This is a genomic window from Amycolatopsis solani (assembly GCF_033441515.1).
In the GTDB taxonomy this organism is placed as follows: domain Bacteria; phylum Actinomycetota; class Actinomycetes; order Mycobacteriales; family Pseudonocardiaceae; genus Amycolatopsis; species Amycolatopsis solani.
The window spans coordinates 1,566,101-1,581,402 of the sequence record NZ_JAWQJT010000002.1 but is presented as its reverse complement, the minus strand read 5'-3'; the positions used below and the strand labels follow the sequence as shown (position 1 = coordinate 1,581,402).

Annotated in this window: 18 protein-coding genes; 7 read left to right on the top strand and 11 right to left on the bottom strand. The window is 72.0% G+C overall.

Translation table 11 applies throughout. The features are described from left to right. Position 1 precedes the first annotated feature (1 nt). Genes SD460_RS27685 through SD460_RS27660 form a run of 6 tightly spaced genes read right to left on the bottom strand, consistent with a single transcriptional unit; the run spans position 2 to position 5,028 of the window. Positions 2-748, bottom strand: a complete 747-nt coding sequence (locus tag SD460_RS27685; protein WP_290058493.1) for an SDR family NAD(P)-dependent oxidoreductase — start codon at positions 746-748, stop codon at positions 2-4. Beyond that, on the bottom strand, positions 745-1,665 hold the full coding sequence (kce, locus tag SD460_RS27680; RefSeq protein ID WP_290058492.1) for a 3,5-dioxohexanoate:acetyl-CoA acetone transferase: 921 nt from the start codon (positions 1,663-1,665) through the stop codon (positions 745-747). Before kce ends, SD460_RS27685 begins: the two co-directional genes overlap by 4 nt. After that, on the bottom strand, positions 1,665-2,504 hold the full coding sequence (locus tag SD460_RS27675) for an LLM class flavin-dependent oxidoreductase (RefSeq protein ID WP_290058491.1): 840 nt from the start codon (positions 2,502-2,504) through the stop codon (positions 1,665-1,667). Before SD460_RS27675 ends, kce begins: the two co-directional genes overlap by 1 nt. Then, entirely contained in the window at positions 2,501-3,223 is a 723-nt protein-coding gene (locus SD460_RS27670; protein ID WP_290058490.1) for an HpcH/HpaI aldolase family protein, read from the bottom strand. Before SD460_RS27670 ends, SD460_RS27675 begins: the two co-directional genes overlap by 4 nt. Positions 3,224-3,267: 44 nt before the next feature. Beyond that, the gene (locus SD460_RS27665; RefSeq protein ID WP_290058488.1) at positions 3,268-4,131 is read right to left on the bottom strand and encodes a cupin domain-containing protein; all 864 of its coding nucleotides are present in this window, start codon (positions 4,129-4,131) and stop codon (positions 3,268-3,270) included. Positions 4,132-4,143: 12 nt separating this feature from the next. Next, a complete protein-coding gene (locus SD460_RS27660; protein ID WP_290058486.1) occupies positions 4,144-5,028 on the bottom strand; it encodes a DUF6282 family protein in 885 nt (294 codons plus the stop codon). 148 nt (positions 5,029-5,176) lie between these two features. On the opposite strand from SD460_RS27660, the gene SD460_RS27655 reads away from it, so the two are divergent. Beyond that, on the top strand, positions 5,177-6,538 hold the full coding sequence (locus SD460_RS27655) for an MFS transporter (protein WP_290058484.1): 1,362 nt from the start codon (positions 5,177-5,179) through the stop codon (positions 6,536-6,538). Further along, entirely contained in the window at positions 6,539-7,555 is a 1,017-nt protein-coding gene (locus tag SD460_RS27650) for a dihydroorotate dehydrogenase (protein ID WP_318306935.1), read from the top strand. It begins immediately after the preceding gene. Here SD460_RS27650 and SD460_RS27645 read toward each other — a convergent pair. The 5 genes from SD460_RS27645 to SD460_RS27625 form a co-directional block, all read right to left on the bottom strand. Further along, positions 7,522-8,313, bottom strand: coding sequence for an IclR family transcriptional regulator (locus tag SD460_RS27645; protein WP_290058482.1), 792 nt, complete (start codon positions 8,311-8,313; stop codon positions 7,522-7,524). The genes SD460_RS27650 and SD460_RS27645 overlap by 34 nt on opposite strands. A 77-nt stretch (positions 8,314-8,390) precedes the next feature. Further along, on the bottom strand, positions 8,391-8,561 hold the full coding sequence (locus tag SD460_RS27640; protein ID WP_290058481.1) for a hypothetical protein: 171 nt from the start codon (positions 8,559-8,561) through the stop codon (positions 8,391-8,393). A gap of 56 nt (positions 8,562-8,617) precedes the next feature. After that, positions 8,618-8,911 (bottom strand): hypothetical protein, encoded by a 294-nt coding sequence (locus tag SD460_RS27635; RefSeq protein ID WP_290058480.1) that lies wholly within the window; start codon positions 8,909-8,911, stop codon positions 8,618-8,620. 65 nt (positions 8,912-8,976) lie between these two features. Next, positions 8,977-10,167 carry a hypothetical protein gene (locus SD460_RS27630; protein ID WP_290058478.1) on the bottom strand — a complete coding sequence of 397 codons (1,191 nt, stop codon included), beginning with the start codon at positions 10,165-10,167 and terminating at the stop codon, positions 8,977-8,979. 97 nt (positions 10,168-10,264) lie between these two features. Further along, positions 10,265-11,215, bottom strand: coding sequence for a hypothetical protein (locus SD460_RS27625; RefSeq protein ID WP_290058476.1), 951 nt, complete (start codon positions 11,213-11,215; stop codon positions 10,265-10,267). A 181-nt stretch (positions 11,216-11,396) separates the two neighbouring features. Between SD460_RS27625 and SD460_RS27620 the strand changes: the two genes are divergently transcribed. The 5 genes from SD460_RS27620 to SD460_RS27600 all read left to right on the top strand — a co-directional run bounded on the left by SD460_RS27620 (position 11,397) and on the right by SD460_RS27600 (position 15,263). Continuing rightward, entirely contained in the window at positions 11,397-11,645 is a 249-nt protein-coding gene (locus tag SD460_RS27620) for a PLD nuclease N-terminal domain-containing protein (RefSeq protein ID WP_290058475.1), read from the top strand. Then, entirely contained in the window at positions 11,642-12,547 is a 906-nt protein-coding gene (locus SD460_RS27615) for an ABC transporter ATP-binding protein (protein WP_290058474.1), read from the top strand. Before SD460_RS27620 ends, SD460_RS27615 begins: the two co-directional genes overlap by 4 nt. 244 nt (positions 12,548-12,791) lie before the next feature. Further along, positions 12,792-13,475 (top strand): hypothetical protein, encoded by a 684-nt coding sequence (locus SD460_RS27610; protein WP_290058473.1) that lies wholly within the window; start codon positions 12,792-12,794, stop codon positions 13,473-13,475. Positions 13,476-13,500: 25 nt separating this feature from the next. Then, complete coding sequence (locus SD460_RS27605; protein ID WP_290058471.1) at positions 13,501-14,622, top strand: sensor histidine kinase; 1,122 nt, start codon at positions 13,501-13,503, stop codon at positions 14,620-14,622. After that, on the top strand, positions 14,619-15,263 hold the full coding sequence (locus SD460_RS27600) for a response regulator (RefSeq protein ID WP_290058470.1): 645 nt from the start codon (positions 14,619-14,621) through the stop codon (positions 15,261-15,263). Before SD460_RS27605 ends, SD460_RS27600 begins: the two co-directional genes overlap by 4 nt. Positions 15,264-15,302: the final 39 nt, after the last annotated feature.

Here is a 15,302-nt window from a genome sequence, read left to right as displayed (position 1 = left end):
CTCAGGCCGTGAAGCCGCCGTCGACCGGGACGACCACGCCGCTCAGGTGGCTGGCCCGGTCGCTCAGCAGGAACGCCGCCGTCGAGCCGACTTCCGCGCCCGTGCCGGCCTTGCGCAAGGGTGTTGCCGCGATGCGGGCTTCGACGCCGCCCGGGATGGTGCGGCGGAGTTCGGCCAGCATCGGGGTTTCCGTCGGGCCCGGGGCGATCACGTTGACCCGGATGCCGAGCGGTCCGAAGTCGTGGGCCGCGGTGCGGGTCAGGCCGATCACCGCGTGCTTCGTCGCCTGGTAGGCACCCATGCCCGGGCTGCCGCGCAGGCCGCCGATGCTGCTCACGTTCACGATCGCCCCCGACCCCTGCGCCTCCATCACGCCGATCTCCGCGCGCAGGCACAGCCACGTGCCCTTGACGTTCACCGCCATGATCCGGTCGAAGTCCGCCTCCGTCACGGCGTCGAGCCGGCCACTGCCGCCCATCGCCGCGTTGTTGAACGCGCCGTCCAGGCGGCCGAAGCGGGACACCGTCGCCGCGACGAACGCGTCCACATCGGCCGCCGAAGACACGTCACCCGTCGTGTACGCGACGTCGAAGTCCGCGAGCTCCGCCGCCAGTTTCGCCAGCGGTTCTTCGTTCCGCGCCACGAGCATCACCGAGGCCCCGTCCTCGGCGAACACCCGCGCCGCGTCCGCGCCGATGCCCGAACTGGCCCCGACGACCAGGACCACCTTCCCCGTCAGCAGGCTCATGCCGCTCCTCCTCGCAGTGCCAGCATCGCCCGGGCGTCCGCCGGGGTCGCGATCGGTTTGCCGAGATCCTCCACCACGGCCCGGATCTTGCGGACCTGCTCGGCGTTGCTCCGCGCGAGCTTCCCCTTGCCGATCCACAGGCTGTCCTCCAGCCCGACCCGCACGTGCCCGCCGAGCCACGCGCTGTGCGTGCCGAACGCCAGCTGGTCGCGCCCGGCCGCGAAGGCCGAGAACTGGTAGTCGTCGCCGAAGAGCTTGTCGGCGATCCGCACCATGTGCTCCAGGTTCGCGTGGTCCGCACCGATCCCGCCGAGCACCCCGAACACGCCTTGGATCAGCAGCGGCGGTTTCGCCAGGCCCAGTTCCGCGAAGTACGCCAGCGAGTACAGGTGCCCGATGTCGTAGCACTCGTACTCGAACCGCGTGCCGGCTTCGCCGAGCGTCCGCAGCGTGTCCTCGATCCGGTCGAAGGTGTTCACGAACGGGTGGGAGTAAGTGTTGCGCACGTAGGGCTTTTCCCAGTCGTGCTTCCACTCCGTCACCTTGTCCGCGATGCCGGAGTAGACGAAGTTCATCGACCCCATGTTCATCGACGCGAGCTCCGGCTTCAGCTGCCGCGCCGCCGCGAGCCGTTCGTCCATCGTCATCGACGACGCCCCGCCGGTGGTGATGTTGACGACGGCGTCGGTCTGCGCGGTGATCCGCCCGACGATCTTCTCGAAGACCGCCGGGTCCGCAGTGGGCCGCCCGTCCGGTTCGCGGGCGTGCAGGTGCACGACGGCGGACCCGGCTTCGATGGCCTCCAAAGCCGCGTCGGCCACTTCGTCGGCGGACAACGGCAGGTACGGGCTCTGCGAAGGGATGTTCACCGAGCCGGTGATGGCGGTGGTGATGATGACTTTCTCGGCCGGGCGCATCAGATCTCCTCTTCGGCGAGTGCGCGGTAGGCGTCGAGCTTGACGTCGTCGAGCGGGCCCACGAGGGTCAGCGCGACCTGCGTGGCGCCCGCGTCGTACTGGGCCTGGACCGCCTCGCGCACCTGCGACGGCGTGCCGCAGGCGACGAGCGCGTCGACGAGCCGGTCGGATCCCGGCGGCGCGAGGTCGGCCTCGGTGAACCCCAGCCGGGTCAGCTTCGCGATCTGGTGGGGGAGGGTCAGGTAGTAGGCCAGCCGCTGCCGCGCGGCTTCGCGGGCCTCGGCGCGCGAGCGGCCCACGACCGCCCACTGGACGACGGACAGGAACAGGTCCCCGATCGTCTCGCGCGCCCAGCGGGTGTGCTCGGGCGTGACCAGGAACGTGATCAGCCCGTCGGCCCGCTCGGCCGCGAGCCGGGTGATCCCGGCCGAGTACGCCCCGAGGACCCGCGGCACCCCGGACGCCACCTTGTCGACGCCGTCGAGGTAGTCACGCAGGAACGGCAGCGGTCCGACCCCGCGTTCGCGGACCGCGCCACTGACCCCGAGCCCCAGCACGTACCGCCCGGGGTAGCCGGCGGCCAAGTCCCGCGCCGCCGACCCCGCGGACTTCGGGACGCGCTCCAGCGCCCGGGCGACGCCGTTGCCGACGATCAGGCTCGACGTCGACGCCAGGACGAGCGAAGCTGTCGTGAACGCCTCGCGCCCGGTGACTTCGGGGATCCACACCATCCGGTGCCCGTAGTCCTCGAGCGTCCGCACGAACCGCACGACCCCGTCGTGGCCGAGGTCGTCCAGTTCGGCGATCGACAACGCCGTGCGCGGCAGGGACAACGTCATGAAGTCGCGTCCCGGAACGCGGTGACGAGCCCGCGCGCGGCTTCGGCCAGCATCGTGGTGTCGTTGCTGAGCAGGACGAAGTCGCAGCCGTCCCGCACCGCCTGAGCGGCCTTGTCCGGGACCCCGCCGAACGCCAGCCCGCACTTCTTCCCGGCGTCGTGCGCGGCCGCGATGGCCGAGGCGATCAGGTCGAGCACGTCCGGCGACGCGGGCGTCGATCCCATCGACATCGACAGGTCCGCCGCGCCGACGAACACGGCGTCCACGGTGTCCAATGCCAGCATCTCCGGCGCGGCCTTGATCGCCTCGACGCTTTCCAGCTGCGGGATGCAGAGGACGTCGTCGTTGCCGGTCGCCAGGTATTCGGGGTTCGCGCGAAGTCCCCACGCCCCGGCGCGGCTGGTGCCGCCCGCGCCGCGGACGCCGTGCGGCGGGAACCGGCACGCGCGCCCGACCGCGGCCGCCTCTTCGACCGTGTCGACGTGCGGGACGAGGATGCCCATCGCACCCGCGTCGAGGATCTTCTGGATCGTCGACGGCGTCTTGTCCGGCACCCGCACGATCGGCGTCATGCCCAGCGCCGCGGCGGTGTTGATCAGCCGGTACGCCGTCACCAGGTCCAGCGGCGCGTGTTCCAGGTCGACGACCACGAAGTCGAACCCGGCGAACGCCATGATCTCGGCCGGCTCGGTCGAGGCGATCTTCAGCCACGTACCCACGGGGGTATGCGAGCGGGTGAACAACCCGCCGCCCGTACGCGCGCTCACGGCATCGGATAATCGTCGGCGTTGAGGACCCAACCCGGTTTCTCCGAGAAGTCCACCCGCGGCGGGCTGAAGATGTCGATCAGCTGGTTCACGCCCGGGTCGCTCGCCGCGGACGTGTGCACGGTCGGCGGCGGGATCACCGTCACCGACGGGCTGCCGATCCGCACGTGCTCGTCCTCGCGCCAGGTGGTGCTGTCGGGCAGCCACGGCGTGCGGATGTGGTGCACGTATTCCCCTTGCACGGCCAGGGAAAGCTGCTCGAAGTCGTCGTGGTGGTGCGGCGAGAGCTTGCGCGGGTCGCGCGGGCCGTCCTGCAGCGGCAGGAAGTTCACCATGAACGACCGCGTCCGGAAGATCCGGCCGAACCGCTTCGGGTCGTCGGGTACCTCGGACAGCGGGTAGAAGCGGACGCGCTCTTCGGCGGGCGCCGGCCAGCGCTCCAGCAGCGTGACGCGCGGGTGGGCTTGCGCGTAGGCATCGGCGTTGGCGACGCGATCCCGCCACGCTGGTTCGGTTGCTTCGACCAGGCGGACGAGCGGGCCGTCGCCGTGCACGCTGATCCGCGACGCCCCGGGCGGGACGACGACCAGTCCCGGCGAGTCCACTTTGGTCGCGCCGTCGGCGGTGAGCACGGTGAACGCGGGGGAGGCGCCGGTGACGACGATCGCCAGCTCGCCTTCGAGGGTCCCGTTGTCGAGGTCGTCGCCGTCGTGGGCGTCGGTGTGGATCAGGATGACGTTCTGGGCCCGCACGACCGGGGTTTCGCGCAGGTCGAGGTACTGCGCGGCGGTGATCGCGGCGCCGCTGTCGGGCCGGGCCGCGGTGGCCAGGCCCGCGCGGGGATCGTCCTTTTCGTACACGAGCGCGTCCTTTCAGGCGTCGAGGTTCAGCAGGTAGGCCGGGTTGTCGCGGACCATCCGCCGCAGGTCCTTCTCCGGCAGGCCGAGGTCGAGCAGCGCTTCGCTGACGCGCAGCCACGCGTCGACCGGCTTCGGGTTGGCCTTCTGGCCGAAGTCCGACGCCAGCACGGTGTGCTCCGGGCCGAGCGCCTCGATCCAGGTCAGCAGGTTCTTCGGGTCCCACTTCTGGGTGCCTTCGGGGTCGTACATGCCGACCTCGTGCTCGATGAACGCGCCGAGCTCGATCAGCTCGCGGCACACGGCGGGGTCGGCGCCGATCACGAAGTCGGGGTGGCTGACGACCATCCGCTTCATGCCGCGCTCGTGCGCCTCCTGGAACAGCGTCTTGATGTACTCGGGGTACATGTGGCCGCCGTTGAGGACGGCCTGCTGCTCCTTGATCTCGTCGAGGATCTCGAGCGCCTCGGGCTTGAGCGCGCCTTCGCCGTCGACGATGTCGATGCGCTCCAGCGTCAGCGGGACGGTGGTGGTCGGGAAGGCACCGTCCTCGGGGTGGCAGTCGATGTGCCGGCCGGAGGAGATGGTCGGGAACCAGACGACCTTGCCGCCCATGCGCAGGGTCATCCGCACGGCGTGGACGTTGAGGCCGCCGACGGTGCTGTTCAGCGCGATCCCGCCGAACGCCTGCGCCTTGACGCCTTCGAGCCGGCCCTTCATCGCGAGGATGTCCATCTGGGTGTTGTGGTGGTGGGACTTCGCGACCATGGCGCGCATCCCGATCCGGGCGCCGTCCTGCGCGGCTTCGACGTGGTCGAAGCGCCGCGGGAAGGGGCTGGGGCCGGAGTGGACGTGCATGTCGACCAGGCCGTCCAGGACGGCGGCGATGGCGGGGCTCATCAGCGTGCCTCTCGTTCGCATTATGAAGTCAAAGTTCACTATAAGACCGGCTGTCAACCCTGTGACCGCTCTTGTGTTCACGGTTGGCGGTATTTAGAGTGACTCACGTTCGCTTCGTGAACACTAGGTTCGAAAACGGAGGACGATGATGTCCACACCGCCCAGCGCCGCGGAGACGGCCGCGCGACCCGGTTCCCCGCACGGCCCGGACCCCGCCAAGGTGCGCGCCGCGGTGCGCGGCGGGACGCTCGCCTACTTCGTCGACCAGTTCGACATCTACCTGCCGATCGTCGTGCTGGCGCCGGCGACCGCGTACTTCCAGGCGGCGAACATCAGTGCGAGCACGACGGCGCTGCTCGCGTCGCTGGTGTTCGCCTCGACGCTGATCGGCCGCCCGCTCGGCGCGATCATCTTCGGCCACTTCGCCGACACGGTCGGGCGCAAGCGCACGACGCTGGTCGCGGTGGGCGGCTTCGGCACCATCACGCTGCTGACCGCGTGCCTGCCCGGCCACGAGACGATCGGGGTGTGGTCGGTCGGCCTGCTGATCGCCCTGCGCTTCGTCGACGGGATCTTCCTCGGCGGCGAGTACACGACCGCGGTGCCGCTGGCGATGGAGTGGAGCCCGAAGCACAAACGTGGGCTCTACGCCTCGATCATCACCTCGACCTCACCTGCCGCGTACGCGGTGATCGCCGCCATCACGCTGCTGATGCTGCAGCTGCTGCCCGCCGCCGGCCTGCACAGCGCGTACGTGCAGTGGGGCTGGCGCATCCCGTTCTTCGTCGGCGCGCTGCTGGCCGCGGTGCTGTTCCGCTACTACCTCAAGCAGGTCCACGAGCCCCCGGCCCAGCTGACCGGGGAGAAGCACAAGCTCCCGTTCGTCCGGCTGCTGCGGAAGTACCCGCGGGCGCTGGGCCAGGTCTTCATCCTGATGACCGGCACCTGGCTCGCGACCAACATGGAAGCGGCCGTGACGCCGGCGCAGCTGAAGGCACACCTCGAACTGTCCAGCAAAGAGGTCACGCTGACGATGCTGGTGATCAACGCGTCCGCGGCGCTTTCCTACCCGCTGTTCGGCATGCTGTCCCAGCGCATCGGCCGCCGCCGGTTCTACATCGGCTACGGCTTCTCGATGGTCGTGCTCGGCGCGGGGTCCTACACGCTCCTGATGGCGTCGAACGGCGGCTTCGGCGCGGCGCTCGGCTTCGGCGTGCTCATCGGGGTGTTCACCGTCGGCACCTTCGGCCCGATCGCGGCCTACCTGACCGAGCGGTTCCCGGCGAGCATCCGGTCGACCGGCTACGGCGTCGGCTACAGCCTCGCGCTCATCGCGCCCGCGTTCTACCAGTTCTACCTGCAGCAGTTCGACGGCTTCATGCCCGCGCACCTCGCGCCGGGCGTGCTGATCGTGCTCGCCGGCCTGCTGATCAGCCTGGGCGGCTTCCTCGGCCCGGAGACCAAGGACGTCGACATGGCCGACGACAGCACGATCCCGAAACTGTCCTGAGTGGATCGGGTGGACGTCGCGGGCCTGGCCACCGCCAACCCGGTGTGGGTCGGCTCCTCCGAGCTGACCATGACCCTCGACGGGATCACCGCGTGCGTCGACGCGGGCGCCGGGGCGGTGGTGGCCAAGTCGGTCAACGAAAGCGCCGCCGCCCGGCGCCAGCTGGACATCGCCGGCTACGCCTTCGTGGCCCCTGGCGGCGAAGTGCGGCCGCCGGGGGAAGCCGGGCCCGGTGACGGGCTGCTCAACCGCTCCGGGCTCGCGCAGGTGGACCTGGACGACTGGCTCGCCACCCTGGCCGCGGCGGTCGCCCACGGCGCTCCCCGGGACTGCCCGGTGCTCGGCAGCATCACCCTGGGCGACCCGGCCGCGGCCGCGCGGATCGGGCACGCGCTGGCTTCGATCGTCCCGGCGGTCGAGCTGAACGTCGGCGCACCGCACGGGCGCGAGGCGCGCGCGGTGCGGCAGCTGACCGAAGTGGACGGTGTGGCCGACGCGGTCCGGACCGTCCGGGCCGCCGTCGGCGTCCCTCTCTTCGTGAAGCTGCCGGGCCAGGCGTCCGACGTCGTCGCGCTGGCCCGCGCGGCCCGGTCGGCGGGCGCGGACGCGGTCGGGCTGGTCGGCCGCTACCCGGGTTTCCTGCCCGACCTCGACGGCGGCGCGGTGCTGGGGTCGTGGGGCGCGTGGAGTTCGCCCGGCTGCCTGCCGATGAGCCTTTACTGGGTGGGCAAGGCGTTCCAGCGGCTCGACGTGCCGCTGATCGGCACGAACGGCGCCCGCACGGCCGCGGACGTCCTGCGCTTCCTCGCCGCCGGTGCGCGCGCGGTCGAAGTCGTGACGGCGCTGTGGATCGGCGGCCCCGCTGTGCTCCGCGAGCTGGTCGACGGCGTTGCCGGGGTGGGCGCGGACTTCGTCGGCAGCGCGCTGGCCGGGACGCGGGAGTACGCGGACGTGCCGCCGCCACCCGCGCCGGCGTGGTTGCCCTACACCGCGCGCTGGATGTCGTCCGGGCGGTAGTGCCCGCCCAGCTCGGCGGTGAGTTCCCGCGCGGTGTCGACCACCACGCGCAGCTCGGGCGTGTCGTCGCCCATCGCCAGCGTGTTGTCCGGGCCCACGATGGCGATCGTCGCGCAGATCCCGTATTCGTCGAAGACCGGCGCCGCCACGGCCACTATCCCCGGCGTGCTCATCGCCGAGCAGTGCCCGACCGCGCGCACCCGGTCGACGTCGGCGCGCAGCTCGTCGCGCGCGGTGCCGGACAGGGTGCCGATCAGCCGTTCCATCGACAGCTGGTCGGCGTGGTAGGCCAGGAAAACCTTGCTCTGCGCGGTGTCCAGCGGCAGGTGGCTGCCGACGCGCACGGACACCACCACGATCGTCGACACGTTCTCTTCGACCCGGGACACCACCGGACCGGTGAGCCCCCACAGGCTCAGCACCACGCTCGTCTGCGTGGCGCGCGAAAGTGCCTGCATGTGCCGCGGGGCCAGGTTCACCACCCGGCGGTGGCCGATCGCGAACGCGCCCAGCTGCAGCAACAGGCCGCCCGGCGCGTAGCCGCCTTCGTTGCTGCGCTCCAGGAGCCCGGCCGCGACCAGGGAAGTGCAGTAGCGGTACGCCGTCGTGCGGTTGAGGCCGAGGCGCTCGGCGACCTCGGCCGCGGTGACCTCGGGGGTCGCCGGATCGAAGAGGGACAGGATCTGGCTGACCCGGCTCACGGCCTGGATGTCCGCCTGGTCGGCGCGGGTGTCCGTGGACCGCGTCGGTTTGGTCACGGGAGCCTCCGCGGAAAGTCCGGTACCGGTGTTCGGATGGTGAACACAGGCTACCGGACCCCGGCCGGGTTGCCCGGCTAGGCGGCCAGGCCCACGTAGAGGAACGCCAGCAGGGCGCCGGGCCCGACCAGCACGCAGATGCCGAGCCCGCCGAGCAGCGGCTCGTCGGCCCGGAACATCTTCCCCAGCAGGACGGCGGCCGCCGCGACGGTGGCGGCGAGCAGGGTCAACACGACAACGGAACGCATGGGAGTCCTTCGCGCAGCAGGGAACACGGCGCCGGGAACGGGCGCCGTGGAACGGTTCAGCTCGCGAAGGCGGGGGGAGCGCGGGTGGACCGCGAAGCCGGGACCACGACCGCGCGGAGGACCTCGCCGGGGTGCTCGGCTCGCCCCGGCTTCGGGGCGGGCGCGGTGTCCGGCGACACCGGGGCGATCGCCCACGGGACCGGGGTGGTGGCGGGCCCGCGCGGGACGGCGGGGCGGACCGAGATGAGGTCGTGCGACGACGCCGTGGCCACCGCCGGGCCGTCGGGCGTAGGGGACCACGGCTGGACGGCCGGGGCGCCGCCGAAGAACAGGAGGACGGCAAGCAGCAACCCGAGGCGGCGGTACCGCCTCGGGTCGCTGTGCTGTCCGAATCGTCCGATGTGGTCAGGCTACCTCAGCCACCGCCGTAGGTGGCCTGGGTGACCGCGAAGACGTTGCGGCTGCCCGCCCCTTCCTGCAGCGACCACAGCAGGTCGGCGGCGGTGTCGTCCTCCCAGTACGAGATGCTCTCGCCGCTGCCCACCCAGGCGAACGTCGACGAGCTCGCGCCCGGCTTCCAGTAGTAGAGCTGCTTCTGACCGGAGGAGTTGAACCACCAGCGGCCGTTGTGGGACGCGACGCCGTTGAGCTTGTACCACGGCAGCTGCAACGCCTGGCTCGCCGTCGTCGTGGCGGCGAACACCCCGGTGGAGCCGAACGGGTACCGGATCGCCCGCGGCGCCCGGTTCGGGTAGTCCGTGCAGCCCGACGAGCAGGTGTACTCGGTCATGACGATCGACTTGCTGACCCGGTCGAGGGAGATCGACGACCACGCGAGGTTCGTGCCCGACGTCGTCTTCGACGCGATCGACCCGACCTGCGGCAGGACGTAGGCGTAGTTGTGCGCGTAGTACGTGCTGCCGCTCTGGTGCCCGATCTGGTCGGCGGTGCCCCCGGTGTTCGTCTTGAGGATTTTGCGCATGTCGAACACGCGCATGCCCTTCCCGGTGTCGGCGACGTAGAGGTAGTCGCCGTACCAGGAGACGCCGCCCGCGTGGATCGGGATGTCCTTGAAGTCCGGCGCCGCCGCGGTGCCGGTCGGCTCGACCAGCAGGACCTTGCGGTAGGCGTTCGGGTAGGTGGCGTCCCAGTCGACCAGGGTGATCCGGCTGCGCTGCTGGGCGCCGTCGCAGCCGTCCTTCGTGTACCAGCTGACCAGCACGAGCTGGTGGCCGTCGTAGTTGCCGCCGTTGGCGGTGCCGACCGCGTCCCGGCTGGTCGTGATGCCCTGCGGGTAGTTCGCGCAGTCGGAGTTGTCGCCGCTGTCGAAGCGGAAACCGCCGGACAGGCCCGACACCGAGAACGACGACGGCAGGGCCGTGCGGTCGTGGTTCGCGTTCTCCATCACGGTGTGCACGGCCGCCGTGCCCAGCGTCGAGGCGAGCGCGGTGTTCACGGTGTCGAACTGGTGGTAGTCCGCCGCCAGCGTGTACTGGCCGGCGGTCAGGGTGGTCGGCCCGGCGGCGGCTTGCGCGGCCGCCGGAGCGGCGAGCAGGCCCGCGAGCACGCCGGTGGCGAGCGCGGCCTTGGTCAATCGGTGGCGCATTCTCATGTGACCCCCAGTAGGTCGGATCGATGCCCGGTTCATGGTCGTCCCGGGTGGGTGGAAGAGCAACGGTCTTCGCCGGATGGGCGGTATCCGTTCACCAGCCCGACGGGACGTAAGCCCAGCCGAGGTAGTCGGAACGCTGCGCGTACGCGTTCGTCTGGTACACCGACGGGCCGGTGCTGATCGCGACCCCGCCGCCGAGCGCGAGCATGATGTGCCCGGCGCTGGTGGTGCTGGTGAAGAACACGGCGGTGCCGGCCGGGGCGACCGAACCGGTGTGGATCCGACCGTTGTTCTTCTGCCACTGGTAGTGCGCCGTGGCGGTGGCGAACCGGCCGCTCGTGCCGAAGGCGCGTTCGACGAACAGCTCGCACTGGTTGTTCCAGTCGGTGTGCCCCAGCCGCGCCTTGGCGAACGCGATCGCGCTGTCGGCCCGCGGGTCCGCCGGCGACGTCGAGCCGCCCGGCTTGAGGCCGTCGGTGTCGCAGCGCGGCACGCCGCTGACGAAGCCTTCGGTGCCGGTCTTGACGTAGGCGTCGGGCACCCACAGGTTGTCGGCGGTGAAGTCCCAGATCTCGTCCGAGGCGGTGGCCTGGCACACCACCGGCACCGAAGCGCCGGTGGGGTACTTGTCCGCGACGCTGCCCGTCGCGTCGGCGGCGTCTCCCTTTTGCGCGCGGCCGTTGAGATCCGCCTTGGCCGGGAAGGCGTGCGGGGTGGTGCACTGCGGCGCGACCATCGACGTCGAGCCGGTCTTGACGTAGGCGTCGGGCACCCACAGGCCGTCGGTGGTCAGGTCCCAGATGCTGCTGCCGCCGTAGGCCGGGCCGGTGTCCTGGCAGGCCAGGGTGACCGACGTGCCCGCCGGGTACATGTTCGCGATGCGCTGCGAACCCACTGCCACGCCGGGATCTTTGACGGTCCGGCCGTCCACTGTGGTCGTGACCGGGTAGGCCGAGGCGGCCTGCGCGGCCGGGGCGGCGAGCCCGGTGAGCGCGGTGGCCAGCCCGATGGTGGCGACCGCGGCCTTGAGTGTGGTTCTCACGTGTCCTCCAGAGCGCTTTGTGCGGCCGATGGTCGGCGGCGGGCGTACAAGAGCCGTACAAGCGCGTGGGGCGGAGTAGTACTTTCTGCCGACCCCGGGTCCGCCGGACTCCCGATGTGCGCGGGTGCGGAACGAGCGATCATGGACGCATCGCCTTTCCCCTCTTCCGCAAGGAGAACCGATGCACTCCGCCGACCTGGTCCAAGGCCACGAACAAACCTGGTCGTGGCTCCTGCTCGGCCTCACCGCCGCTGTCGTGCTGGCCTTCGTCGTTCTGTTCCTGTCGGCGCTCATCAGCATCCTGGGCTCGCGGTTGACCGGCGGCATGAAACTCGTCTGGGTGATTTTCGCCTTTTGCGCGCCTTTCCTGGGCAGCCTGCTGTGGTTCGCGGTCGGCCGCCGCGACGCCTACCTCCCCGTCCGCCGATGATCGTCGCGGAGGGGCTCACCAAGACCTACCGCGGCGGCACCGGTGTCTCGGGGCTGTCGTTCCGGGTGCGGCCCGGTGTCGTCACCGGTTTCCTCGGCCCGAACGGCGCCGGCAAGTCGACGACCATCCGGCTGATGCTCGGGCTCACCCGCGGCGCGGGCCGGACCACGTTCGGCGGGCGGGACTACGCGCACGTCCCCGGTCCACTGCGGACGGTCGGCGTGCTCACCGACGCCGCGGCGGTGCACCCGGCGCGGACCGCCGCCGCGCACCTGAGGATGGTCGCCGCGGGCGGCGGCCTGCCGGCGCGGCGGGTGCGGGAGGTCCTGGCGGCCGTCGGGCTCGAGTCCGTCGCGAACCGGCCCGCCGGCCGGTTCAGCCTCGGCATGAAGCAGCGGCTCGGCCTGGCCACCGCGCTGCTCGGCGACCCGGAGTACCTGATCCTCGACGAGCCGGCCACCGGCCTCGACCCCGAGGGCGTGCGGTGGATCCGCGACCTGCTGCGCCGGCTGGCGGGGGAGGGCCGCACGATCCTCGCGTCGTCGCACCTGCTCGCGGAGATGTCTCTGCTCGCCGACGACCTGATCGTCATCGGCGCCGGGCGCCTCGTCTCGGCCGGGCCACTGGACGACTTCGTCCGCGAGCACGCCCGCGCCGACGTCGTGGTGCGCGTCGAGCACCCGAGCGTGCTGCTGGTGGCACTGGCCCGCGACGGCCTGCGCGTCCGCCAGGAGGCGGCGAGCGAACTGGTCGTGGAGACGGCCGACACCGGGCGGGTGGCCGCGGTCGCCGCGCGGGCCGGGGTCGCGGTTCGGGAGCTGTTCGTCCGGCGGAGCGGCTTGGAGGACGCCTTCCTGGCCGCGACCGCGGCCGCCGTCCGGCACCGGGGGGTGGCGACGTGAGGGGGTCGTTCGGTGGTCGCCGGCCGTCGTCTGGGTCGGTCGGCGCCGTGGCCGGTCGTTGCCGGGGTGCGGTCGTGATGGGGGCGCCGGAGTCGTGGGGCGCTCGGGGGCTCGGCGGGGGTGGCGTCGTGAGGGGGTCGCTTGGTGGCTGCCAGCCGGCGTCTGGGTCGGTCGGCGCCGTGGCAATTCGTTGCCAGGGTGCGGTGGGGCCGTGGGGCGCCGGGGGCTCGGCGGGGGTGGCGTCGTGAAGCACGCCCTGGCCTACGAATGGTTCCGGGTCCGTTCGCTGCGGTCGACGTGGCTGCTGCTCGCGGGCGCCGGGGCCGTGCAGTTCGCGTCCGGGCTGTACTGGGGACTCAAGCGCGACCTGGGCAGCCTGGACGCGTTCACCTCGGCGCTCGGCCTCGCCGACCGGGTGGGCGCGCTGCTGGTCGCCGCGGCGGGGGTGGCCGCGTTCGGGCTCGACCACCAGCACGGCACCTGGGCCACCACGCGGCTCGTGCTGCGCTCGCCGGCGCGGATCGTCGCGGCGCGGGCGCTGGTCGTCGCCGGGCTCGGGGTGCTCGGCGGGGTGCTGATGGTGGTGCTGACCGCCGCCGGGGTGCTCACCGGCGGGGGCGCCCTGCCTGCCGGCGCGGGGGCGGCAGGCAGGGCGGTGGGCGGGGTGCTGCTGCTGACCGTCCTTTCCGGACTCGCCGGGGTCGCACTCGGCGGGCTGCTGCGGCACACCGGCCTGGCGATCGGGGCGTTCGCGGTGTGGGTGTTCGCCGGCGAGACGACGCTGGCCGTGCTCGCGCGGGTGCCGGTGACCGCGCTGCCGTTCACCGGCACGGCGTTGTCCGCGCTGTCCGGGACCACCGTGTTCGCGGTGCTGGTCGTCGCCGGGCTCGCGGCGGTGACGTTCACCCTGCCTCGCCGTGACGGCTGAGCGGGCGCGCCCTAGCCTGGGCACGATGAGGCGAGCGCTGACGTGGTGGGACGGGCGTGCCGTCCTGCTCGCGCTCGACGTCGCGGTGGCGGCGGCGGTCATCGCGGTGACCCTGGCCGGCGGCGACCCGCGTGACCCGCACCCGGCGCTCTACGTCCCGGCGGTGATCGTCTCGGGGCTCGCGCTGCTGGTCCGGCGCCGCTGGCCGTTCCTGGTGCTGCTGGTCGCGGTGGCGTGCATGCCCGCCGGGGTGACGCTGCTGCCGCTGATGGTGGCGCAGTACTCGGTCGCGGTCCGGTACGGCGTGAGCGTCGTGACCGGGCTGGCGGTCGTCGTCGCCGGGATCGCCGGGAACGTCGTGCCGGTGCTGCGGGCGCCGGCGAGCTTCACCCTGGTGGTGACCGTGCTGGGCTTCTTCGTGCTCGGCCCGGTGCTGGCCGGGCTGTGGATGCACCAGCGGGCCGCGCTGCTGGCGGTGCTGCGCGAGCGGGCCGACGAGGCCGAGCGCACCCGGACGCTGCTGGCCGACCAGGCGGTCTTCGCCGAACGGCGGCGGATCGCACGGGAGATGCACGACGTCGTCGCCCACCGCGTGACGGCGGTCGCGCTGCAGGCGGGCGCGCTGTCGCTGCGGGCCCCGGACGAGAAGACCGAACAGGCCGCCGAGACGATCCGGGCCACCAGCGCGACCGCGCTCGACGAGCTGCGGGGCATCCTGCGCGTGCTGCGCGACGACGCCGTGGAAGCGCCCGGTGCCGGGGTCCTCGCGTCGCTGGAAGACCTGGTGGAAGAGGTCACCGCGACCGGTGCGCGGGTCGAGCTGGCGCTGCCGGACCCGTTGCCGGCGGTGCCGGACCAGGTCGGCCGCGCCGTCTACCGGGTCGTCCAGGAAGCACTGACCAACGCGGGCAAGCACGCCCCGCACGCGGCGGTCGAGGTCCGGCTGGACGTCACCGGCGACTGCCTCGCGGTGGAGGTGACCAACCGGCTGACCCCGCACGGCAGCGCCGTCCCGGGGTCCGGCTACGGCCTGGTGGGCATGCGCGAACGGGTGGAACTGGCGGGCGGCGACCTGCGCACGGGCCCGACCGGCGACGGCCGGTTCCGGGTGCTGGCCGGGTTCCCGGTCGGAGGGGAGACGGAGTGACGGTCAAGGTCGTGCTGCTGGAGGACGAGGAACTGGTCCGCAGCGGCATCCGGATGATCCTCGAGTCGGCCGACGACCTCGAAGTGGTCGCGGAGGACACCGACGGCTCGCGCGCGGTCGAGCTGACCGACCGCTACCGGCCGGATGTCGTGCTCACCGACGTCCAGATGCCGAAGGTCGGCGGCCTCGAGGTGGTCAAGCGCCTGGCCGGCCACCCGGCGGCCCCGGCGGTGGTGGTGCTGACGACGTTCGACGTCGACGAGTACGTCTACACGGCGTTGCGCCACGGCGCGGCGGGCTTCCTGCTCAAGGACACCCCACCCCGCGAACTGGTGACCGCGGTCCGCGTGGCAGCGCGCGGCGAGGCGATGTTGTCCCCGAAGATCACCAAGCGTCTGCTGACGGACTTCGCCTCGGGCGGCGGCCGCACCCGGGCCCGCGCCCGCCTGTCGGTGCTGACGCCGCGCGAGCACGACGTGGCCGTCCACATCGGACGCGGCCTGAGCAACGCGGAGATCGCGAAGGCTCTGGTGGTGAGCGAGTCGACGGTGAAAGTCCACATCGGACGCATCATGGCCAAGCTGGAGGCGGCGAACCGCACCCAGGTCGCGATCCTGGCCCACGACGCCGGCGTGAGCTGACGGGTCACACCCCGGCCGCCCGTTCGGGTTTCGTTGACG

Excerpts from the sequence above, each read along its gene's own strand:
- SD460_RS27685 (WP_290058493.1), bottom strand. The coding sequence starts at position 748 with ATGAGCCTGCTGACGGGGAAGGTGGTCCTGGTCGTCGGGGCCAGTTCG.
- kce (WP_290058492.1), bottom strand. The coding sequence starts at position 1,665 with ATGCGCCCGGCCGAGAAAGTCATCATCACCACCGCCATCACCGGCTCG.
- SD460_RS27675 (WP_290058491.1), bottom strand. The coding sequence starts at position 2,504 with ATGACGTTGTCCCTGCCGCGCACGGCGTTGTCGATCGCCGAACTGGAC.
- SD460_RS27660 (WP_290058486.1), bottom strand. The coding sequence starts at position 5,028 with ATGAGCCCCGCCATCGCCGCCGTCCTGGACGGCCTGGTCGACATGCAC.
- SD460_RS27655 (WP_290058484.1), top strand. The coding sequence starts at position 5,177 with ATGTCCACACCGCCCAGCGCCGCGGAGACGGCCGCGCGACCCGGTTCC.
- SD460_RS27640 (WP_290058481.1), bottom strand. The coding sequence starts at position 8,561 with ATGCGTTCCGTTGTCGTGTTGACCCTGCTCGCCGCCACCGTCGCGGCG.
- SD460_RS27630 (WP_290058478.1), bottom strand. The coding sequence starts at position 10,167 with ATGCGCCACCGATTGACCAAGGCCGCGCTCGCCACCGGCGTGCTCGCG.
- SD460_RS27620 (WP_290058475.1), top strand. The coding sequence starts at position 11,397 with ATGCACTCCGCCGACCTGGTCCAAGGCCACGAACAAACCTGGTCGTGG.
- SD460_RS27615 (WP_290058474.1), top strand. The coding sequence starts at position 11,642 with ATGATCGTCGCGGAGGGGCTCACCAAGACCTACCGCGGCGGCACCGGT.
- SD460_RS27605 (WP_290058471.1), top strand. The coding sequence starts at position 13,501 with ATGAGGCGAGCGCTGACGTGGTGGGACGGGCGTGCCGTCCTGCTCGCG.